The sequence below is a fragment of the Phenylobacterium sp. genome (genome assembly GCF_030646615.1).
Lineage (GTDB): Bacteria > Pseudomonadota > Alphaproteobacteria > Caulobacterales > Caulobacteraceae > Phenylobacterium.
This window is the reverse complement of the sequence record NZ_JAUSLG010000046.1, coordinates 1-19,083: the sequence shown is the minus strand read 5'-3', so window position 1 is coordinate 19,083 and position 19,083 is coordinate 1. Positions and strand designations below refer to the sequence as shown.

Sequence of the window (19,083 nt, the reverse complement as noted above, 5' to 3'; positions counted from 1 at the left end):
GTGACGGCGCTGAAGTCGTCCTTTCCCCCGGTCGTCGACGCAGACACCCGGCTGCTGATCCTCGGCAGTCTGCCGGGCGAAATCTCCCTTCAGCGGGGCCAGTACTACGCCAATCCCCGAAACCAGTTCTGGCGGCTGATGGCTGCGGTGACGGAAGGACCGATGCCGGACGCCTATGAGGATCGGCTGGCCCATCTGCGTCGTCACGGGGTCGGTCTCTGGGATACGGTGAAGACGGCCCGCCGGATCGGAAGCCTGGACGGCGCCATCCAGGCCGCCCAGCCCAACGCCCTGCAGGATCTGGTGGGCGCCCTGCCGAAGCTTGCCGCCATCGGCTTCAACGGCGGTACGGCGGCCCGCATGGGCCAGGCGCAACTGACTGAAGCCGCCGGCCTCGCCCTGGTGACCCTGCCCTCCAGCAGCCCGGCCTTCACCCTGCCGTTCGAGACCAAGGCTACGGCCTGGTTGCAGCTGAGATCGTATCTCTAGGCGCCTTCGCCCCGGCCGCCGCTGCGGGTGAAGAGCTGCAGGGTGCGCAGGCGGGCCAGACGCGCGGCGTCGGGGTGGTAGTCCTTCCGCCGGTCAGAGGCGAAGCCGTGGCCGGCGTCGTAGAGGTGCACCGGGATGTCCGGATGACGCGCCCGGATCTCCTCCACCTGCTCGAGCGGTATGGACGCATCGGTCTTGCCGAAGTGCAGGATGGTCGGGCAGCGGGGCGTCTCGTCGATCAGTTCGCTGATCCGCCGGCCATAGAAGCAGGAGGCCGCCGCCACGCCCTCACAGCGGGCCGCCACGGCCCAGCTTGCCGCCCCGCCCCAGCAGAAGCCGGCCACGAAGACCGGGCCTGAGAGGGCGTCTATGGCGCTCTGGGCGTCGCCGGCCACCTCGTTCCAGGGGGCGGCCTGTGAGAGGGCCACGGCCCTGGCCATGTCGTCGGGGGCATAGCTCGCCTCGAAGCCTCGCTGCTGGCGGTCGAAGAAGGCCGGGGCGATCACCTCATAGCCATCCTCGGCGAAGCCGTCGGCCACCTCGCGAATATGGTCGGTGACGCCGAAGATCTCCTGGATCAGCACCAGTCCGCCCCGCCGGGCGTCGCCGGGCTTCACATGATAGGCGTCGAAAGAAAAGCCATCGGCGCGGCTCTCCAGCCGGATTCTCTCGCCGGCCCGGCTCATACGCTTTCGAACAGTTCGCGGGTGCGCAGGCGGGCGAGGTCGGCGGCCTCCTCGTGATAGCGCTCGGGGCTCTCATTGTTGAAGCCGTGGCCGGCGCCCTCATAGATATAGACCGGAACCTCGGGATGGGCGGCCTTTACGGCGGCCTCCACCTCGTCGGCCTTGATGCCGGGATCGGTGTGGCCGAGGTGGACGATGACGGGACAGGCCAACGGCAGTTCGGCATTGGCCTTGACCATGCTGCCATAATAGCTGGAGGCTGCGGCGATACCTTCGACCTTGGCGGCGCTCAGCCAGGCGAGCGAGCCGCCATAGCAATAGCCCACCACGCAGACCTTGCCCCGGGGCGCCAGGAAGTCGCGGGCCGCGGCGATGTCGGCCAGGGCCTGGTCCATCGGCGTGGCCCTGGCGTGGGCGATGCCGGCGGCCATGCCCTCGGCGTCGTGACCCACCGAAAAGCCGCGCTCGCGGCGATCAAACAGAGATGGGGCGATGGCTTCGTAGCCGGCCTTGGCCCAGCGCTCGACATCGGCGCGGACGTATTTGTCGATGCCGAAGATCTCCTGCAGCACGATCACCCCGCCCTTGCGCGGGGTGAAGGGGGCCTCGTGATAGGCCGACAGCTCATAGCCATCGGCCGCGCTCTTCAGCGTAATGGTGTCGCCCATTGGTGTTCTCCCTTGGCGCGAAGCCTAGGGCCAGGGGCGGGCGCCTGTCACGCCCCCTGAGACATCTAGACGTTGAACCGGAAGTTCATCACGTCCCCGTCCTGGACGACATATTCCTTGCCCTCCTGGCGCAGCTTGCCGGCGTCCCGGGCCCCGGCTTCGCCGTTGAACTTGATGTAGTCCTCGAAGGCGATGGTTTCGGCCCGGATGAAGCCCTTCTCAAAGTCGGTATGGATCACGCCGGCCGCCTGGGGCGCCGTGGCGCCCACGGGAATCGTCCAGGCCCGTGTCTCCTTGGGACCGCAGGTGAAATAGCTCTGCAGGCCCAGCAGCTTGAAGGCCTCGCGGATCATCCGGTTCAGGCCGGGTTCTTCGAGGCCGAGGGTCTCCAGGAATTCCGCCCGTTCGGCGGCGTCCAGCATGGCGATCTCGCTCTCGATCTGGGCGGAGATGACCACGCTCTCGGCGTCGTCGCGCTTGGCCCGCTCGGCGACGGCGGCCGACATCTCGTTGCCGGTCCCGGCCGCGCCCTCGTCCACATTGCAGACATAGAGGGTCGGCTTGGCGGTCAGCAGTTGCAGCATCCGCCAGGCCTTCTCGTCATCCTCGGCGATCTTGGCGGTGCGGGCCGGGCGGCCGGCGTTCAGTTCTTCGAGGGCCAGCTTCACCAGACGCAGGGTGTTGGCGCTCTCCTTGTCGCCGGTCTTGGCGCGCTTATCGAGATTGGCGACCCGCTTCTCCAGGCTCTCCAGATCGGCCAGCATCAGCTCGGTCTCGATGATCTCCAGGTCGGCGAGGGGGTCGATGCGGCCCTCCACGTGCGTGATGTCGTCATTGACGAAGCAGCGCGCGACGAAGGCCACGGCGTCGCAGTCGCGGATATTGGCCAGGAACTGGTTGCCCAGGCCCTCGCCCTTGGAGGCGCCGCGGACGAGGCCCGCCACATCGACGAAATTGATGCGGGCCGGAATGATCTCATTGGAGCCGGCCACCTTGGCCAGGGCTTCCAGGCGCGGCTCGGGCACCGCCACGTCGCCGACGTTGGGCTCGATCGTGCAGAACGGGTAATTGGCCGCCTGGGCCGCCGCGGTCTGGGTCAGCGCGTTGAACAGGGTGGACTTGCCGACATTGGGCAGGCCGACGATGGCGACTTTGAGAGCCATGGAGTCCTCGGAGAAATGGAGCCGGCGCCGTCTTAGCCGAGCCGGCTGGAAATGTCGTCAGCGCTACGCCTATGGGGCGTCGCGGCCCTGGCGCTGCTGGCGGGTGTCGGCCTTGTCGGCCGGCGCCAGGCGCATGACCTCGGCCTGGTACTTCTCGTCCTCGCCGGCCGCCAGCAACGGCGCGGCGTCGGCGCAGGCCCGCAGGAGATCGCTCAGCCAGGCCTGCTCCACCTTGTGGAAGTCCGACAGGACATGACCCTGGACCAGCTCCTTGTGGCCGGGATGGCCGACGCCCAGCCGGGCGCGGCGGAAGTCGGGGCCGACCTGGCCGGTGATGGAACGGATCCCATTGTTGCCGGCCGCGCCGCCGCCGGCCTTCATGCGGAAACGCCCCGGCGCCAGGTCGATCTCATCATGGAAGACAATGAGGTCTGAGGGCGTCAGCTTGTAGAACTTCAGCGCCTCGCCCACGGCGTTGCCGCTGTCGTTGTAATAGGTCTGGGGCTTGAGAATCAGGATGCGAACCGGACCCTGCGGGGTCTCGATGGCGCCCTCGCGGGTAAGGCTCTGGAAGCGGGAGCGTTCGGGGCCGAAGCTCCAGCGCCGGGCGATCTCATCGACAGCCATGGCGCCCACATTGTGCCGGTTGCCGGCGTAGCGGGCGCCAGGATTGCCCAGGCCGGCAAGGATCAGCATGCAATCCCCCGCGACAGATGGGCGCTCGGTGGACGAATCCGGGAGCGGAGCAGCGTCAAGGGCGGGCCTCGCCCGGTTCAGATGAGGCCATCTGAACCGGAAAGGAATTAGGCCGCGGTTTCGCCGGTCGGACCCGAGCTCTCGGCGTCAGCCGCCGCGTCCTGCGCCGCCTGGGCCGAGGAGCCGGCCAGGGTGGCGATGACGAAGTCGCGGTCCACGGTGGCTTCCACGCCCTTGGGCAGGTCGAAGCCCGAGATGCGGATGGTGTCGCCGATTTCGAGGCCGGTCAGGTCGAAGATCAGCTCTTCGGGGATGGCGTCGGCCGGGCAGGACAGTTCGACGTCGTGACGCACGACATTGAGGGTGCCGCCACGCTTCAGGCCGGGCGACTCTTCATGGTTGATGAAGTGCACGGGCACCGAAATCTTGATCTGCTGGTGCGCATCGACGCGGTAGAGGTCGAAGTGCCACGGCTCGTCGGTCACCGGATGCATGTCGATCGCCTTGGCGATGACCGGCTGGGTTTCCTTGCCGTACTTCAGGGTCACCAGGTGGCCCAGCAGCTTGCCGGTGTAGAGCGCCTTGCGGAACTCGTTGGCCGGAACGGAGATCGCCACAGGATCCTGGCCGCCGCCATAGAGCACGCCAGGGACCTTGCCGCTGCGACGCACGGTGCGCGCGGCGCCGGTGCCGGTTTGCTCACGAACTTCAACGTTCAATACGATATCGGCCATCGCCTTGCCTCAAAACGAAACCGCCGCGCGAACCCGCGCGGCGAGGGCGCGATCCCTGGGGGGGATCGGAAGGTGGGCGTAATTACACAGAAGTTGACCGTCTTGCAACGGCGGCGGCGGCCTTCAGTGCTTTTTCGCCCCGGCGACGGCCGCCGTCTGTGACATCGCCCCGGTTTCGGCCACCTGGACCACGGCTGCGACCTTGGCGGGATCAGCCAGGCCCGCGCCCTTCATCAGGCATTGGCCGGTGTCCATCAGGGCGTGCTGGCCCAGGCAGAACACGTCCTCATAGTGCGGCTTGGACACCGCCAGGCACTGATAGAGGTTCAGCTTGGCCATGTTGAGGCAGGAGGCCGAGGTCGGCTCGACCATGACGGCGGTCAGCAGGTCGGCGCGATTCTCACCGGCCTCGCCCAGGACGGCCAGGGCGGCGACGGCCAGGCTGCGCGCCACCATCCGGCTATAGGGCGGCTCGGCCGGCTCGGCGGAGAGTTCCAGAACGCCGGCGCCCAGCGCGGCCTGCTGCAGGCGGGCGGTCTCTTCCAACTCGCCGACGATCGGGGTGGCCGAGAGCGCCTTGGCCTGGGAGAGCCGCAGGGCGGGGTTCTCGACACTGGCCTTGGACCAGTTGGCCTTCTGGACCTCATAGGCCGCCTGCTTGACGGCGGAGCCGGTCTCGAACAGGCGCTTGCCCTCGGCGCCATAGGCCGCGATCACCAGGCCGGCTGCGCCCTTGGCGCCCGGCAGGCTGGCGGCATAGTTGGGATCGGCGACGAGGTCGGCGAACATCTTGTTCCGCGTCTCGGGATTGATGGAATAGGTGCGGACCGCGGCGACGAATTCTTCGTGCTGCAGGGCGGCCACGGCGCCATAGGCTACGGCGCCCTTCAGGAACTGGATCGGCTCATAGGCGACGCCTGTCTTGAGCGATGTGGCGATCTCGGCGCCGTCATCGAAGACCGGCGAGATGGCCGAGGACCGGGCCATATAGAAGCGGTAGGCGCTGGCCTGCTCGATCAGGGACGGGGCGAGGGCCACGGGCGGCGGCGGGGCCGCCACCGGCTCAGGCTTGGGGTCCGCACAACCCGCCAGGGCGGCGGCGCCGATCAGAGCGAACGCGGTGAGCGCGCCGCGGAAGCTGTAAGCCGAGCTCATGGGTGGATCTTCCCTCAACGAAACGCCGCCGAACATAGCATGTTCGGTCGGGCGAGATCATGGCCCGGACTTGGTAAACTACTGTTTACCAAGCTCTACCAGTGGCCTCCCGCCTCAGGCGAGCGCGTCGGGGCCGTTTAGTCGAAGAGTTTGGAGACCGACTCCTCGTTGGCGATCCGCCGGATGGCCTCGCCGATCAGGGCCGCGCAGCTCACATAGCGGATCTTGTCAGCCGAGGCCGCCCGTTCCGGCGAGCTGATGGAGTCGGTCATCACCAGCTCCTTCAGCACCGAGGCGCCGACGCGCTCGATGGCCGCGCCCGACAGCACCCCGTGGGTGACATAGGCCGAAACCTCGGAGGCGCCGCCATCCACCAGGGCCTGGGCGGCGTTGCAGAGGGTGCCGCCCCCGTCGATGATATCGTCGAACAGCACGCAGCGGCGACCTTCGACATCCCCGATGATATTGGCCACTTCGCTCTTGCCGGGGCCCGAGCGACGCTTGTCGACAATGGCCAGTTCGGCGTTCAGGCGGCTGGCGACGGCCAGGGCGCGGACCACCCCGCCCACATCGGGCGAAACGATCATCAGTTCGTCTGGCTTGGGGTAGTGGGCCTTCATGTCGTTGGCCAGCAGCGGCGCCGACAGCAGGTTGTCGGTGGGGATGTCGAAGAAGCCCTGAATCTGGCCCGAGTGCAGGTCCATGGTCAGGACCCGGTCGGCGCCGGCGCGGGTGATCAGATTGGAGACCAGCTTGGCGGAGATCGGCGTGCGGCCGCCGGTCTTCCGATCCTGACGGGCATAGCCAAAATAGGGCATCACCGCGGTGATCCGCCGGGCCGAGGCGCGTTTCAGCGCATCGATGCAGATCAGCAGCTCCATCAGATTGTCGTTAGTGGGGTAGCTGGTGGACTGGATGACGAAGACGTCCTCACCGCGGACATTCTCATCGATGGTCACCCAGACCTCATTGTCGGCGAACCGCTTCACCTGGGCCTTGGTCAAGGGGATGTCGAGGTGGTCGGAGACGGCCTGGGCGAGAGCCTGGTTTGAATTGCCCGCCAGCAGCTTCATGGATTCTCCCGAGGTCGGTCCGCGTCGGTCAGGCGGGGCTTTAATCCAGGGGGCGGACCCGCGGCAACCCCTGGCGACGCGGCTCTATAGAACGATGGCCGATAGCAGCCGCCCATAGTCGCGCTCGCCCCGGTGGAAGGCGCGCCGATTGGAGAAGAAATGGTCGGGCTCGGCGCAGGTGTCGCGGCCGATCCACTCCTTCTCGACGACGCCTGTGGCGGCGATCTGGGCCAGGACGAAGGCGGGCAGATCGAACATGCGCTTGTCCGATGTCCTGCCCGGGCGAAAGAAGCGTTCATTGGCGCCGTCGACAGCGGTGAACTGTTCGAGAAATTCCAGCCCCACCTCATAGGATTTGGGGCCGATGCAAGGACCGACGGCGGCCAGGATGTTTTCCCGCCGCGCGCCCAGGCTTTCCATCTTGGCGACCGTATCGGCCACCACCCCGCCCAGGGCGCCCTTCCAACCGGCATGGGCCGCGGCCACCACGCCGGCGGTCTTGTCGGCCATCAGGATGGGGGCGCAGTCGGCGGCCAGGGCGCCGCAGATCAGTCCAGGGGTCCGGGTCGCCACGGCGTCAGCCTCCGGCCGGGCCGCGCCCCAGGGCCGCTCGGCGATCTCGGCGCGGGCGGAATGGATCTGATGGCAGGTGTTGAGCGCCTCGTGGGGAAGACCGAAATGGGCGGCGGTCCGGCGGCGATTCTCGGCCACGTCCTCCGGCGAGTCGCCTGAGCCCGGCCCTACATTCAGGGACGTATAGAGTCCGGTGGAGGCTCCCCCCTGGCGGGTGAAGAAGGCGTGGCGAACGCCCGCGTGCGCCAGCAGGGGCGAGGTGATCACCGGCAGGGATGAAACGACGTCGGTCATGATCAGTCCGCCTCGAAGGCTGGAGGGACAAGGCCTGGCCCATGCAGGCACAGGACCTTGAAGAGGACGCCCATCTGGTCGTGGGCGGTCAGGCGGTCGAACTGCCGCCCGATCTGGGCGGCCTGGTCAGGACGGGCGTCGGCCAGGGCCTGGGCCCGCGCCTCGATTCCCATGCGGCGCAGGAACTCCGCCTGGGTCAGCAGGGCGGCGGCCGTGGCGCCCTCGGCCTGGGCCGCCTGCGCGACGGCGGGGAAATCGGCGTGGAAGGTCAGGTCCGCCTGGCCAGGACAGGCCAGGGGGTCGACCTTTTCATGGCCCTTGAGCGCCTGAAAGGTGTCGCCGCCGGCCTCGCCCGCCGCCGGGCCATAGTCGATCAGCAGGGCCGCGCCGCCCTCGGCCCCCAGCCGGGCGCCGATCTGCGCGCCCAGGGCCGCCTGGGCCGGCGAGGTCTCGAAGACCTGCCCCACCTCGCCCTCGCGACCGTCGGGGGGCAGGGCGCCGGAGAGGCCGAAGACGAGCTCGCCGGCCGCGTTCAGGCCGACCATCCGCTCGGCCCAGCCCCGCTCGGTGCGCACGAACTGTTGGGTCGGCAGGCAGTCTAGCAGTTCATTGGCCGCCAGGATCATCGGCGCCCCGGCCGGCACGGCGTCCAGGTTGTCGGCCCACTGCGGCGAAGCCTGTGACAGGCGTTCGGCCTGAAGGGCTTTCAAGGGCGGGGAAACCTCGACCAGCCAGAGATCTGCGGCCTCGACAAAGCCGGGCACGGCGCGGCCGGCCCGCAGCAGATCGGCCATCAGGGTTCCGTCGCCGGGTCCCATCTCCACCAGCCGGAACCGCGTGGGCGACCCCATGGCCCGCCAGGCGGCGGCCGCCCACAATCCGATCAGTTCCCCGAACATCTGGCTGACCAGGGGGGCGGTGATGAAGTCGCCAGCCGCCCCAAGCCCTGGCCGCGTGGCGTAGTAGCCCGCCTGCGGGTCGTGCAGGCAGATGGTCATGTACTGGGCCAGGCTCAGCGGTCCGGTGGCGGCGATCTGGGCCGCCAGGCGTTCACGCAGGTCCATCGGCGCCGGGGGCCGGGCGGATACGGAAGGGATCATCCTTGGGGTCCTGCCCCGCCGGCGGCGGCGCGACCGCGGGCGCGGCGGCGACCGGCTCAGGAACCGGTTCGCGCAGGCCGCGCCAGATCAGATAGGCGCCGCCCAGCAGCATGGGCAGGCTGAGCATCATCCCCATGGTCAGGCCCAGCGGGAAGTCGGGCATGTAGCTGTCAGGCTCGCGCACCTGCTCCACCAGGGTGCGGAACACCGCATAGCCGATCAGGAACAGGCCGGCCACCGCGCCGCGGCGCTCCAGCCAGTGCGCCCTGTGGGTGGCGATCCGCAGGATGATGAAGAGGACGACCCCCTCGAGCAGGGCTTCGTAGAGCTGGCTGGGGTGGCGGGGATAGGGTCCGGCGCCGGGGAAGATCACCCCCCAGGGCGCTTCGGTGGGCCGGCCCCAGAGCTCGCCGTTGATGAAGTTGGCGATGCGCCCGAAGAACAGGCCGATGGGCACGCAGGCCGCCACCAGGTCGCCCAACCTCAGAAGATCCAGCTGATTGGCCCGGGCGAAACCGACAATGGCGAGCATCACGCCGATCGCCCCGCCGTGGAAGCTCATGCCCCCGTGCCAGACCTGCAGGATCTCTACGGGATTCGTCCAGATCACCGCCGGGCTGTAGAACAGAATGTAGCCCAGCCGGCCGCCGAGGATGATCCCCAGGGTGACCCACAGGATCAGGTCGTCGATCTGGACGGGCGTGGCCGCGGGACCACGGGCCGGCGCCAGGCGCGGATTGCGCACCATGGTGACGACATAGCGCCAGCCGATCAGGATCCCGGCCACATAGGCCAGGGCGTACCAGCGGATGGCGAACGGCCCGATCTGGATCAGAATGGGGTCGAATTCGGGGAAGGGCACCGGCAAGTTCTCCAGCCAATTCGCGCCTGTTTAGCTGAGAAGCCCTTCGCATTCATCCCCCGGCGCCCCATATTAAGGGGGCGCGGCGGCCTGTCCCGCGCTTTAGAGCCGACGATGCAGACCCAAAATCCTTTCCTCGACGAGATCGCCAAGCTGACCACGGCGGCCATGGGCATGGCCCAGGCTGCGAGCGAGGAGGCCAAGTCGGCCTTCCGCGCCCAGGCCGACCGCGCCGCGGCCGAACTGGATCTGATCCGACGCGAGGAGTTCGAGGCCTTGAAGGCCGAGGTGGCCGCCCTGCGCGGCGAACTCGACGCCCTGCGCGGACAGGCGCCAAACGCCTGAAAACCGGCGTTCACGAATACGCGAACGAGGCTCGCGCCCGGGAAGAAGCCGGTGACAGCAAGCCCGCGAAGCAGATTAGTTTCATGACTGTCGGTGAGTCGGTCGGGCCCAGAGCCTGATCCACCGCAGCGAAAGGACCGTGGGTTCCATGGATATGCCCCAGCCTGACGAAGACGTCGTCCTCGGCCTCGATCCCCTGGACGTCGTCGAACATGTGCTTACGGCCGAGAACCTGGAGTTCGACCGCACCGAAGACGGCGACCTGGCCTTCACCCTGGCCGGCGAGTGGAAAGACTACGAACTCTGGTTCGCCTGGCGGCCGGAGGCCGACTGCCTGCAGCTCTGCCTGGCGCTTGGCCATACGGTCGAGACCGCCGCGCGGGCGCCCGCCCACGAACTCGTCGGCCTGGTGAACCAGCGTCTGTGGCTCGGTCATTTCGAGCTGTGGGACGAGGGCGAGATCGTCTTCCGTCACGCCATGGCCCTGACCAGCGCCGAGCGGCCCAGCCTGTCGCAGGCCGCCGCCATGATCGACATCGCGGTGGAAGGCGCCGACCGCTTCTTCCCGGCCTTCGACTTCATGGTCCGCGGCGCCAAGACCCCGGCCGAAGCCATGGCCGCCTGCATGTTCGAGACCGTCGGCGAGGCCTGAAGGCCTCGCCCTGACGCGCCCCCTTCGCTAGAACCCTCCGGTCTCAAGCCTGGGGGAGAATCCGATGGGGCCATTGCTGATGCTGGGCGCCGGCCGTATGGGCGGGGCGCTGATCTCCGGCTGGCGGCGCGCGGGCCTGCTGTCGCCCGCTGATCTGATGATCCGCGATCCCTATCCCGGCGACGAGGCCAAGACGGCGATCGCCGATGGCGCGCGCCACGATCCTGATCCTGCGGCCATGGGCCGGGCCAAAACGGTGCTGCTGGCGGTGAAGCCCCAGCTGTGGCGCGAGGCGGCGGGCGAGGTGAGCCAGACCCTGGCGGCCGACGCCATCATCGTCTCCATCGCTGCGGGCGTGCCGGCTGCCGAGATCTCCAAGGCCTTTGGCGGACGCGCCGTCGCCCGGATCATGCCGACCACGGCGGCGGCCATCGGCCAGGGCACGGCCAGTCTGTACGCCACAGATTCAACGGCCGCGGCGCGGGCGCAGGTCCTGTTCGCCGCCGTCGGGGCGGTGGTCGAACTGGAGGACGAAGAGCTGATGCACGCCGCCACCGCGGTGTCGGGCTCGGCGCCGGCCTATCTCTACGCCTTCGTGGAGGCCCTGGAGGCCGCCGGCGCTGCGGCGGGCCTGCCGGCGGAGTCCGCCCAGCGCCTGGCCCGGGCGACCATCGCCGGCGCCGCGGCCCTGCTGGCCGACAGCGGCGAGGAGCCTGCCGAGCTGCGCAAGCAGGTCACTTCGCCCGGCGGCACGACCCAGGCCGCGCTGGAGGTGTTGATGGGCGAAGGCGGCCTTGGCCCTCTCCTGGAGACCGCCGTCGCCGCCGCAGCCCGTCGCTCGCGCGAACTGGGCGCCTGAGTCTCAGGCCGGCAGCCGGATCGCCGCCCGCAGGCCCCCCAGGGGCGAACGGTCCAGCAGGACCTCGCCCCCATGGCCGCGGGCCACGTCGCGGGCGATGGCCAGGCCGAGGCCCACCCCCTTGATGTTCTGATTGCGCGCCTCGTCCAGCCGGTTGAAGGCCTTGAAAGCGTCCTCGTACTGGGCTGCGGGAATGCCCGGGCCGTCGTCGTCCACGGCGATCTCCACCCCGCCCGAGGGCAGGCGCCGCGCCACCACCTCGACCGTCTCGCCATGGACGGCGGCGTTCATCACCAGGTTGGAGACCGCCCGCCTCAGGGCGCTGGGCCGCACCCGGGCGGTCAGATCGTCGGGCGCCTCGACCCGAACCTGGGCGCCGGCGCGGATCGCGCCCTCGGCGACCTCGGCCAGCAGGGGGGCCAGCGCCACATCCTCCACCGCCTCGCCACCCTCGCCGCGGGCGAAGGCCAGGTACTCGTCGATCATGTGCTCCATCTCGGCCAGGTCCCGCTTCATCTCGGCGGTGCGCGTCCCGGGCGGCGCCAGGGCCAGCTCCAGCTTCAGGCGGGTGAGCGGCGTGCGCAGATCGTGACTGACCGAGGCCAGCAGGGCGGTGCGCTGTTCGATATGGCGCTGGATGCGCGACTTCATGGACAGGAAGGCATGCGCCGCCTGCCGGACCTCGCGGGCGCCGTGAGGCTTGAAGCCGGTGTCGTCCACGCCCCGGCCAAAGGCGTCGGCGGCTGCGGCCAGGCGTTCGATGGCCCGGGTCTGGTTGCGGATGAACAGGATGGCCACGGCGGTCAGCAGCAGGGTCGCCACCGTCATCCAGAGGATGAAGATATGCCCCTGGGTGGCGAAGGCGCGGTCCCGTGGCGCCAGCACCCGCAGCACGCCCTCGTCCACCTGCACCCGGATGTCCACATAGGCGGGGTACCGGGTGGTGTCGAACCAGAAGGGGGCGTCCAGCCGCTCCGACAGGGCCCGCTTGAGAGCGCGGTCCACGGGCGCGAAGAAGGAATAGCGCCGGTTCTGCGGCAGGACCCGCCCTTCCTGCAGGGCGATGGAGAGGCTCAGCGACTCCTCGGCCCGCCTGGCCAGGACGGCGAAGGCCTCGGGGCTCTTGTCGTCCTGATAGCCCTCCACGGCCCAGGCCACCTCGCCGGCCAGGCCATCGGACAGGCGGCTGGTGACGGTGTCCCAATGGGCGTCGAAGAAGATCCAGGTGACCGCCACCTGCATCAGGGCCACCGGCAGGACGATGATCAACAGGGAACGGCCGAACAGGCTGGTCGGCAGCCGGCGCTTGATCAGCCGGCCCAGATAGCGGGGCGTGACCCGGAGGCGCATCAGTCGGGCGCCAGCATGTAACCCACGCCGCGAACGGTCTGCAGATAGCGAGGGGCCTTGGGGTCGGTCTCGATCTTGCGGCGCAGGCGGGTGACCTGCACGTCCACGGCCCGGCCGGAGGGATCGACGGTGTCGCGGGCGAGCTCGAGGCGATCCACCGGCTCGTGCGGGGTCTGGGCCAGGCGCTTGAGCAGGGCGGCCTCGCCCTCGGTCAGGCGGACCGGCGCGCCGTCCTGGCTGAGCTCGCCGCGGGTGGGGTCGAAGCTGCAGAGGCCCAGCGACAGGGTCCCGCCGCCCGGCGCCCGCTCGGCGGTGCGCCGCAGGATGGCGCCGATGCGCAGCAGCAGTTCCTGAGGCTCGAAGGGCTTGCCCAGATAGTCGTCGGCGCCGATCTGCAGGCCCTCGATCCGGTGCTCGGCCTCGCCGCGGGCGGTCAGCATCAGGACCGGGATGCGGCCGGCCGCGCCGCTGCGGCCGCGCAGCCAGCGGGTCAGGGACATGCCGTCTTCGCCGGGCATCATCACGTCGAACACCGCCAGGTCGAAATCCAGGCTCTCCAGCAGCCGCCGCGCGCCCTCCCCGCCGGAGGCCGTGGTCACGCGATAGCCCTCCCGGCTGAGGAAGGCCTTCAAGAGATCGCGGATGCGATCATCGTCATCGACCACCAGCAGATGGCGGGCGGGGCCGGAGGCTTCGGCGAGGCTCATGCGCAGGCGGGCTCCCGGTTGAAGGCGGCGAACAGGATACGCCGCCCCCAGCCGCGCCGCCATGCCGAGGCGTGGCCATTTCGTTTGACGAGCGGCGCCTGGAGCGTTGTAAGGGGGGCGCATTGAAAGGAGGCTCTACGCCTATGTCTCTCGTTCCCTTTGACGATCGCGATGGATGGATCTGGCTGGATGGCCAGTTCGTGGCCTGGCGCGAGGCGAAGGTGCACGTATTGACCCATGGCCTCCACTACGCCTCGGCGGTGTTCGAAGGCGAGCGGATGTATGGCGGAGAGATCTACAAGCTTACCGAACATACCGAGCGCCTGTTCAAGTCGGCGGAGATCCTCGACTTCGAGATCCCGTTCACGGTGGCCGAGATCGACCAGGCCTGCAAGGACACCTGCGCCAGGAACGGCCTGACCGACGCCTATGTCCGCCCCATCGCCTGGCGGGGCTCGGAGATGATCGGGGTCTCGGCCCAGGAAACCAAGATCCATGTGGCCGTCGCGGTGTGGGAGTGGCCCAGCTATTTCAGCCCCGCTGAAAAGGCCAAGGGCATTCGCATGTGCTGGGCCAAGTACAAGCGGCCTTCGCCGGAGACCGAGCCGGTCCATGCCAAGGCCACCGGCCTCTACATGATCTGCACCATCTCCAAGCACGCGGCGGAGAAGGACGGATTCACCGACGCCATGATGCTCGACTATCGCGGCTATGTGGCCGAGAGCACCGGCTCGAACGTGTTCTTCGTGAAGGACGGGGTGCTGCATACGCCCACCCCCGACTGCTTCCTGAACGGCATCACCCGGCAGTCGGTGATCGCGCTGGCCAAGGCCAAGGGCCTCGAGGTGGTCGAGCGCCACATCAAGCCCGAGGAGCTGGCCGGCTTCACCGAGTGCTTCGTGGTGGGCACGGCCGCCGAGGTGACCCCGGTCTCGCAGATCGGCGAGTACAGCTTCACCCCGGGCGATATCTCGCTCAGCCTGATGGATGACTACGCCAAGATGGTCCGCCGGGAACTTCAGCCCGCCTGACCATCGAGATGTCGACACCGAAACCCACGCCCCCTTCGCCCGCGCGATGGGGGCGTTTTTCGTGGTCAGCTCAGGCCAGGATGCGCGCTTCCAGCTCCTCCAGGCGCTGGCGGGTGGCGGCCAGGTCGGCGCCATAGCGGGCGGCGTCGCCCTGGGCCAGTTCGGCGGCCAGGGCCTCGCTTTCCCGATAGAGGTCCAGGGCGCGGCTGCGGTGGCCGCGGTCTTCGCGGGCGTCGGCCAGGCGCTCCAGGGCCACCGAGAGGCCGCGGCGCGCCTCGGCTGTTCCGCCCGCCTGGGCGAGGTCACGACGCAGGGCGACGGCGGCCTCGTAGTTCTCCACGGCGGCGTCCAGGCGATGCTCCTCATAGGCCATGTCGCCCACATTGATCAGGGCGTCGGCGATCAGGTCTTGCTGAGCGGTCATCCGGGCATGGGCCAGGGCCAGGTCATAGGCCTCGATGGCGTCGTCGGTCTTGCCCTGGGCGCGGGCGAAGTCACCGGCGTCCTGGGCGGCCAGGGCATGTTGGCGATCGTCCTCCGCCAGGGCGCCGAGGCGCTGCAGGGCCAGGGCCGCTGGACCCCAGGCCTCGTCCTGAGCATGCCGCCGCAGGGCGTCCCGGGCCGCATCGAAGTCCTCAGGCGGTGGGGTTTCGGCGACGATTTCGAGCTTGGCCGGGATGGCGATGACCTCGGGTTCGGGCGCCGGCGCGAGGTCGGGCTGGGCGTGGACCGGCGGCGCAGGCTGCACGCCTGAGTCCAGCGCCAGGGGGAAGGGCGCGGGTTCAGCCTCAAGGGCCGGCGCCTGAAGGACGGTCGTCGCGCTCGGCGTCGCAAAGGGCAGGGGCTCGTCCGACGTCTCGAGCCCGGCGGTCTCGCCCCCGTGCAGGTCGATCAGCGGCGCCAGCCGGTCCCGGGCTTGGGGCTGTTCCGGCGCGCGCATCAGGGCTGCGGCGGCCAGGGCCATGCCCAGCAGACCAGCCGCGATCCCCAGCCCCAGGCGAACGCTCTCGAAGGCGCCCAGGCCCAAGGCCGGGACCTGTCCGTCGAGGCCGCCGGGATTGAGGATCACATAGGCGCCGCCCCCGAGGGCGAGCGCCAGGACAAGTCCGATGATCCGACCCAGCATGCGTTTTCCCCGGCCGCGCTTCGTCAAGGTCAAGCTTGCCCGGCCGCCGGCGCAGGGCTCAAGTCGTTGCAACCCGCAGGGGACCAAAGGCGGCGGCCAGGGCGACGGCCGCCGCGTCCCTGGGCGTGGGGCGCCCTCAGATGAGCCAGTTGTTGGGGCGCGGATAGGCCTCGCCCCGGGCCAGATAGATGACGCCGAGCACGCAGCGCACGGCGAACCAGACGCCGACTGCGCCCATGATGAAGACGCCGAGCATGACGGCGGGAATGCCGATCAGCACGATGGAGAGGGGAATACCGAACAGCATCATCACCAAGCCGATCACAAACCAGCCGATCGACAGCCAGAAGGTGCGGATCTGGAAGGTGTAGTGGCTGGCCATCATCGGCCCGGCGCCCGAGCGGTTGGCGTAGGCGATGATCAGGCCGATCAGGATGGTGAGCCCGTTGGCCAGACCAAGCAGATAGAGCCCATAGACCACCGCCGGCATGGTGCGGTCCTCGCTGGGGGCGGCCGGGGCCGGGGTCATGATGTCGCTCATCGCGGGCTCCTTGAAGCGTTGGCGACGATCTTGGGGCGCCCGGCGCTCGGGAGCACCTTAATTCGGCGTTATGCGGCGTCCTCGCGTGATCCAGGGCAGGACCGCCGCGGCCAGGATCAGCACGAAGACCAGACGTGCGGCGAGCGCCAGGCCAAGCGCCCAGGCGCCGATCAGGCCGGCCGCCCCGATCACCGCCACCGCGCCGGCCCCGCAGAGGGCGATGGTCCAGACCACCATTTCGCCCACCTGAGGACGGACCTGGCCCAGGCGGACCTGCGGCGCAGCCGCCCCCTGCGCGGCCAGGGCCTCGGTCAGCGCCATGAAGGTGTCGTCGTGGCGCTCCAGCCTCAGGCCGGAGACGAAGCTGCGGGCCGGAATACGGACCCGGCCCCGGGGGAAGTCCGCCCGCGCCAGGCCGTCGGCGATGGTCAGGCGTCGCAGCTCCGAAAGCCGAAAGCGGCGCACGCGCGACCCGCGGCGCTCCACCAGCTCGCCATCTTCAAGCGCCCATTCGGTCGGCGGCAGGAGCGGGGAGATGCGCGCCCTGTGGACCGTGGCCATGGGGTTCAGGACCGGACGAGGACGACCTCGACCCCGGCGCTGGCGGCATGCGGGGCCAGCGCCATGGGCTTGTCCACCCGCACCCGGGCGCGGCTGACCCGCGGATCGGCCAGGCAGGCGCGGGCCAGTTGTTCGGCGAAGGTCTCGACCAGGCCGATATGGCCGGTGGCGACCAGGGCGCGGGCGGCCTCGGCCACCAGTTCGTAATTCACCGTCTCCGACAGGTGCTCGGCGCCGGCGATGGCGGCGTCCAGCTCCACATCGATGATCAGCGGCTGGCTGCGGCCGCGCTCGTGGGCGTAGATGCCGACAAAGGCGTCCACCTTGAGGCCGGAGACGAAGATCTTGCTGGCCACCACACGGGTGACTCCGGCGTCCAGGGACTGGTCGGGTTCGGTGACGGGCGACAGGGCCAAGGGCGCGCCCTCCGGGGCTTTGCAGCGATGGTCAGACCAGATGCTGACCGGAATCTATGGCGATCATCTGGCCCGTCACTGACGGAGCGTCAATGAGGTAGCGCAGGGCCTGGGCGATCTCGGCGGGATCGACAGCCCGCGCGAGCAGGGTGGCGGCCGCTTCCTGGGCAAAGTCGTCGCCGTCCTGGTGGATGGAGGGCAGGACCGGCCCCGGGCCGATCCCGTTCACCCGGATCTGCGGCGCCAGGGCCTGGGCCATCATGCGGGTCGCCTCCCACAGCGCGGCCTTGCTGAGGGAATAGGAGAAGAAGGCTGGCCGGGTGCGCAGCACCCGCTGGTCCAGGATATTGACGATCAGCCCCCGGCGCGCGCCGGTGATCCGCCGGGCGAAGGCCTGGGCCAGCACCAGGGGCCCGCGGAGATTGGTCTCCATGTGCAGGTCCCAGGAATGGCGGTTCATGGAGGCGAAGGCGTCCTCCTCGAAGACCGAGGCGCAGTTGACCAGCAGGGTCACCGGGCCAAGCTCGGCCTCGACGGCGCTGATCAGGGGCGCGGTCTCGGACTCCTTGCGCAGATCGCTGGTGAACAGGGCGGCCTTGCGGCCCTTGGCGCGCACCTGGGCGGCGACGGTTTCGGCGTCGTCGTCGATCACCCGGCAGTGGATGGCCACGTCGAAGCCGGCGTCGGCGCAGCTCAGCGCCAGGACCCGCCCGATGCGGCGCGCCGCCCCGGTGACCAGGGCCGCCCCGCGGGGGGGCTCAACCAAGTCCCGATGCTCCGGCGCGGATCATCCGATCAGTCCAGCCGGCCGAACTCGTAGAAGTTGATCGCGCCAATGACGACCAGGAAGACCAGGATGGTGAAGATGGCGACCATCGAACAGCTCCGGAAACGATAAGGGTCCGCAAGGACCAAGACCCTTGGGCTTTAACGAGGCCCACGCCCCCTCGCAAGCTGCGGCGACGCAGATGAGATCGCGAAAGGCGTCGGCCATGGTTGCGGGCGGGCCTCAGGCGGGCCACCTTGGGTCTGCAGGCGAGGCGCGGACCCCGCGCAGCCGGATTGATGTTCCCTTGGTGAACGTCGATCACTAAAATGCTTGTTTGAAACGGCGCGCCGCGGAGCCGGCGCCTGATAAATCTAGGGTCCAGGAGGACGGCATGCGCGAATATCTCAAATTCTATATCGACGGTCAGTGGGTCGAGCCGGTGGCGCTCAAGACCCTGGACGTCATCAATCCGGCCAATGAAGAGGTCGCCGGCAAGATCGCGCTCGGCGGCGAGGCCGATGTGGACAAGGCCGTGAAGGCCGCCCGCAAGGCGTTCGCCACCTGGTCGCAGACCACCCGCGAAGAGCGCCTGGACGTCATGCAGCGGGTGCTGGCCGAGTACCAGAAGCGCTTCGGCGACCTGGCCAATGCGGTCACCGAGGAAATGGGCGCCCCGGCGTCGCTGGCCCAGCGCGCCCAGGTGCCGTCCGGCATGGGCCACCTGGCCACCGCCATCGGCATCCTCAAGGACTTCAAGTTCGAGGAAGATCGCGGCGCGACCATGATCGTCAAGGAGCCGATCGGCGTCTGCAGCTTCATCACCCCGTGGAACTGGCCGCTGAACCAGATCATGTGCAAGGTCGCCCCGGCCCTGGCCACCGGCTGCACCATGGTGCTCAAGCCGTCTGAGGTCGCCCCCTTCACCGGCCAGATCTTCGCCGAGATCATGCATGAGGCCGGCGTGCCGGCTGGCGTGTTCAACATGGTCCATGGGGACGGCCTGGGCGTGGGCGTGCCGCTCTCGACCCATCCGGAAGTGGACATGGTGTCGTTCACCGGCTCCACCGGCGCCGGGGTTCGCGTGGCACAAGCGGCGGCGCCTTCGGTGAAGCGCGTGTGCCTGGAACTGGGCGGCAAGTCGCCGCTGTTGATTGCCGAGGATGCCGATCTGGCTGCCGCCGTGCGCTACGGCGTGCAGGACGTGATGATCAACTCGGGGCAGACCTGCACTGC

General features: G+C 69.1%; 22 protein-coding genes and 1 pseudogene. 6 read left to right on the top strand and 17 right to left on the bottom strand.

Features of this window, described 5'->3' with window-relative positions; translation table 11 throughout:
- A complete protein-coding gene (locus Q7S93_RS07425; protein WP_304713197.1) occupies positions 1–489 on the top strand; it encodes a DNA-deoxyinosine glycosylase in 489 nt (162 codons plus the stop codon).
- Here the strand turns inward: Q7S93_RS07425 and Q7S93_RS07420 are convergent.
- The 10 genes and pseudogenes from Q7S93_RS07420 to lgt all read right to left on the bottom strand — a co-directional run.
- Complete coding sequence (locus tag Q7S93_RS07420; protein ID WP_304713196.1) at positions 486–1,175, bottom strand: dienelactone hydrolase family protein; 690 nt, start codon at positions 1,173–1,175, stop codon at positions 486–488. The genes Q7S93_RS07425 and Q7S93_RS07420 overlap by 4 nt on opposite strands.
- Complete coding sequence (locus Q7S93_RS07415) at positions 1,172–1,843, bottom strand: dienelactone hydrolase family protein (RefSeq protein WP_304713195.1); 672 nt, start codon at positions 1,841–1,843, stop codon at positions 1,172–1,174. The genes Q7S93_RS07420 and Q7S93_RS07415 overlap by 4 nt, the downstream gene beginning before the upstream one ends.
- Before the next feature lie 65 nt (positions 1,844–1,908).
- Positions 1,909–3,006: a redox-regulated ATPase YchF gene (gene ychF, locus Q7S93_RS07410; RefSeq protein ID WP_304713193.1), complete on the bottom strand. Its 1,098-nt coding sequence runs from the start codon at positions 3,004–3,006 to the stop codon at positions 1,909–1,911.
- Positions 3,007–3,075: 69 nt separating this feature from the next.
- Positions 3,076–3,702: an aminoacyl-tRNA hydrolase gene (gene pth, locus Q7S93_RS07405; protein ID WP_304713191.1), complete on the bottom strand. Its 627-nt coding sequence runs from the start codon at positions 3,700–3,702 to the stop codon at positions 3,076–3,078.
- A gap of 107 nt (positions 3,703–3,809) precedes the next feature.
- A complete protein-coding gene (locus Q7S93_RS07400) occupies positions 3,810–4,436 on the bottom strand; it encodes a 50S ribosomal protein L25/general stress protein Ctc (RefSeq protein WP_304713189.1) in 627 nt (208 codons plus the stop codon).
- 123 nt (positions 4,437–4,559) lie between these two features.
- Positions 4,560–5,591 carry a hypothetical protein gene (locus Q7S93_RS07395; RefSeq protein WP_304713188.1) on the bottom strand — a complete coding sequence of 344 codons (1,032 nt, stop codon included), beginning with the start codon at positions 5,589–5,591 and terminating at the stop codon, positions 4,560–4,562.
- Positions 5,592–5,728: 137 nt separating this feature from the next.
- Complete coding sequence (locus Q7S93_RS07390) at positions 5,729–6,664, bottom strand: ribose-phosphate pyrophosphokinase (protein WP_300572532.1); 936 nt, start codon at positions 6,662–6,664, stop codon at positions 5,729–5,731.
- Positions 6,665–6,748: 84 nt separating this feature from the next.
- Complete coding sequence (gene pgeF, locus Q7S93_RS07385) at positions 6,749–7,531, bottom strand: peptidoglycan editing factor PgeF (protein WP_304713186.1); 783 nt, start codon at positions 7,529–7,531, stop codon at positions 6,749–6,751.
- 2 nt (positions 7,532–7,533) lie between these two features.
- Positions 7,534–8,595 carry a class I SAM-dependent methyltransferase gene (locus Q7S93_RS07380; protein ID WP_304713274.1) on the bottom strand — a complete coding sequence of 354 codons (1,062 nt, stop codon included), beginning with the start codon at positions 8,593–8,595 and terminating at the stop codon, positions 7,534–7,536.
- 70 nt (positions 8,596–8,665) lie between these two features.
- Positions 8,666–9,493 (bottom strand): annotated as a pseudogene (gene lgt, locus Q7S93_RS07375) (prolipoprotein diacylglyceryl transferase); the annotation flags it as partial.
- Positions 9,494–9,607: 114 nt separating this feature from the next.
- Here lgt and Q7S93_RS07370 point away from each other — a divergent pair.
- From Q7S93_RS07370 to proC, 3 genes are all read left to right on the top strand, one after another.
- Positions 9,608–9,838 (top strand): accessory factor UbiK family protein, encoded by a 231-nt coding sequence (locus Q7S93_RS07370; protein WP_304713185.1) that lies wholly within the window; start codon positions 9,608–9,610, stop codon positions 9,836–9,838.
- Between the two features lie 148 nt (positions 9,839–9,986).
- Positions 9,987–10,490 carry a YbjN domain-containing protein gene (locus tag Q7S93_RS07365; RefSeq protein WP_304713183.1) on the top strand — a complete coding sequence of 168 codons (504 nt, stop codon included), beginning with the start codon at positions 9,987–9,989 and terminating at the stop codon, positions 10,488–10,490.
- Positions 10,491–10,554: 64 nt separating this feature from the next.
- Positions 10,555–11,349: a pyrroline-5-carboxylate reductase gene (gene proC / locus Q7S93_RS07360; RefSeq protein WP_304713182.1), complete on the top strand. Its 795-nt coding sequence runs from the start codon at positions 10,555–10,557 to the stop codon at positions 11,347–11,349.
- Between the two features lie 3 nt (positions 11,350–11,352).
- On the opposite strand, the gene Q7S93_RS07355 is transcribed toward proC, so the two are convergent.
- Positions 11,353–12,699: an ATP-binding protein gene (locus Q7S93_RS07355; protein WP_304713180.1), complete on the bottom strand. Its 1,347-nt coding sequence runs from the start codon at positions 12,697–12,699 to the stop codon at positions 11,353–11,355.
- The gene (locus tag Q7S93_RS07350) at positions 12,699–13,406 is read right to left on the bottom strand and encodes a response regulator (RefSeq protein WP_304713178.1); all 708 of its coding nucleotides are present in this window, start codon (positions 13,404–13,406) and stop codon (positions 12,699–12,701) included. Before Q7S93_RS07350 ends, Q7S93_RS07355 begins: the two co-directional genes overlap by 1 nt.
- A gap of 143 nt (positions 13,407–13,549) precedes the next feature.
- Between Q7S93_RS07350 and Q7S93_RS07345 the strand changes: the two genes are divergently transcribed.
- The gene (locus tag Q7S93_RS07345) at positions 13,550–14,437 is read left to right on the top strand and encodes a branched-chain amino acid aminotransferase (protein WP_304713176.1); all 888 of its coding nucleotides are present in this window, start codon (positions 13,550–13,552) and stop codon (positions 14,435–14,437) included.
- Positions 14,438–14,507: 70 nt separating this feature from the next.
- Here the strand turns inward: Q7S93_RS07345 and Q7S93_RS07340 are convergent, their stop codons facing one another.
- From Q7S93_RS07340 to Q7S93_RS07320, 5 genes are all read right to left on the bottom strand, one after another.
- Complete coding sequence (locus Q7S93_RS07340) at positions 14,508–15,563, bottom strand: tetratricopeptide repeat protein (RefSeq protein ID WP_304713175.1); 1,056 nt, start codon at positions 15,561–15,563, stop codon at positions 14,508–14,510.
- A 136-nt stretch (positions 15,564–15,699) separates the two neighbouring features.
- Positions 15,700–16,104, bottom strand: a complete 405-nt coding sequence (locus tag Q7S93_RS07335; protein WP_304713173.1) for a DUF4870 family protein — start codon at positions 16,102–16,104, stop codon at positions 15,700–15,702.
- A gap of 57 nt (positions 16,105–16,161) precedes the next feature.
- The gene (locus Q7S93_RS07330) at positions 16,162–16,665 is read right to left on the bottom strand and encodes a hypothetical protein (protein WP_304713172.1); all 504 of its coding nucleotides are present in this window, start codon (positions 16,663–16,665) and stop codon (positions 16,162–16,164) included.
- 5 nt (positions 16,666–16,670) lie between these two features.
- Entirely contained in the window at positions 16,671–17,081 is a 411-nt protein-coding gene (gene folB / locus Q7S93_RS07325; protein WP_304713170.1) for a dihydroneopterin aldolase, read from the bottom strand.
- A 31-nt stretch (positions 17,082–17,112) separates the two neighbouring features.
- Positions 17,113–17,847: an SDR family oxidoreductase gene (locus Q7S93_RS07320; protein ID WP_304713168.1), complete on the bottom strand. Its 735-nt coding sequence runs from the start codon at positions 17,845–17,847 to the stop codon at positions 17,113–17,115.
- 394 nt (positions 17,848–18,241) lie between these two features.
- Between Q7S93_RS07320 and Q7S93_RS07315 the strand changes: the two genes are divergently transcribed.
- Positions 18,242–19,083, top strand: an 842-nt coding sequence (locus Q7S93_RS07315) for an aldehyde dehydrogenase family protein (RefSeq protein ID WP_304713166.1), incomplete at its 3' end; no start/stop codon positions are given.

Bases quoted from the DNA above. Each gene is read 5' to 3' on its own strand.
- Q7S93_RS07420 (WP_304713196.1), bottom strand. From the start codon at position 1,175: ATGAGCCGGGCCGGCGAGAGAATCCGGCTGGAGAGCCGCGCCGATGGC.
- Q7S93_RS07415 (WP_304713195.1), bottom strand. From the start codon at position 1,843: ATGGGCGACACCATTACGCTGAAGAGCGCGGCCGATGGCTATGAGCTG.
- ychF (WP_304713193.1), bottom strand. From the start codon at position 3,006: ATGGCTCTCAAAGTCGCCATCGTCGGCCTGCCCAATGTCGGCAAGTCC.
- pth (WP_304713191.1), bottom strand. From the start codon at position 3,702: ATGCTGATCCTTGCCGGCCTGGGCAATCCTGGCGCCCGCTACGCCGGC.
- Q7S93_RS07400 (WP_304713189.1), bottom strand. From the start codon at position 4,436: ATGGCCGATATCGTATTGAACGTTGAAGTTCGTGAGCAAACCGGCACC.
- Q7S93_RS07395 (WP_304713188.1), bottom strand. From the start codon at position 5,591: ATGAGCTCGGCTTACAGCTTCCGCGGCGCGCTCACCGCGTTCGCTCTG.
- Q7S93_RS07390 (WP_300572532.1), bottom strand. From the start codon at position 6,664: ATGAAGCTGCTGGCGGGCAATTCAAACCAGGCTCTCGCCCAGGCCGTC.
- pgeF (WP_304713186.1), bottom strand. From the start codon at position 7,531: ATGACCGACGTCGTTTCATCCCTGCCGGTGATCACCTCGCCCCTGCTG.
- Q7S93_RS07380 (WP_304713274.1), bottom strand. From the start codon at position 8,595: ATGGACCTGCGTGAACGCCTGGCGGCCCAGATCGCCGCCACCGGACCG.
- Q7S93_RS07370 (WP_304713185.1), top strand. From the start codon at position 9,608: ATGCAGACCCAAAATCCTTTCCTCGACGAGATCGCCAAGCTGACCACG.
- Q7S93_RS07365 (WP_304713183.1), top strand. From the start codon at position 9,987: ATGGATATGCCCCAGCCTGACGAAGACGTCGTCCTCGGCCTCGATCCC.
- proC (WP_304713182.1), top strand. From the start codon at position 10,555: ATGGGGCCATTGCTGATGCTGGGCGCCGGCCGTATGGGCGGGGCGCTG.
- Q7S93_RS07355 (WP_304713180.1), bottom strand. From the start codon at position 12,699: ATGCGCCTCCGGGTCACGCCCCGCTATCTGGGCCGGCTGATCAAGCGC.
- Q7S93_RS07350 (WP_304713178.1), bottom strand. From the start codon at position 13,406: ATGAGCCTCGCCGAAGCCTCCGGCCCCGCCCGCCATCTGCTGGTGGTC.
- Q7S93_RS07345 (WP_304713176.1), top strand. From the start codon at position 13,550: ATGTCTCTCGTTCCCTTTGACGATCGCGATGGATGGATCTGGCTGGAT.
- Q7S93_RS07340 (WP_304713175.1), bottom strand. From the start codon at position 15,563: ATGCTGGGTCGGATCATCGGACTTGTCCTGGCGCTCGCCCTCGGGGGC.
- Q7S93_RS07335 (WP_304713173.1), bottom strand. From the start codon at position 16,104: ATGAGCGACATCATGACCCCGGCCCCGGCCGCCCCCAGCGAGGACCGC.
- Q7S93_RS07330 (WP_304713172.1), bottom strand. From the start codon at position 16,665: ATGGCCACGGTCCACAGGGCGCGCATCTCCCCGCTCCTGCCGCCGACC.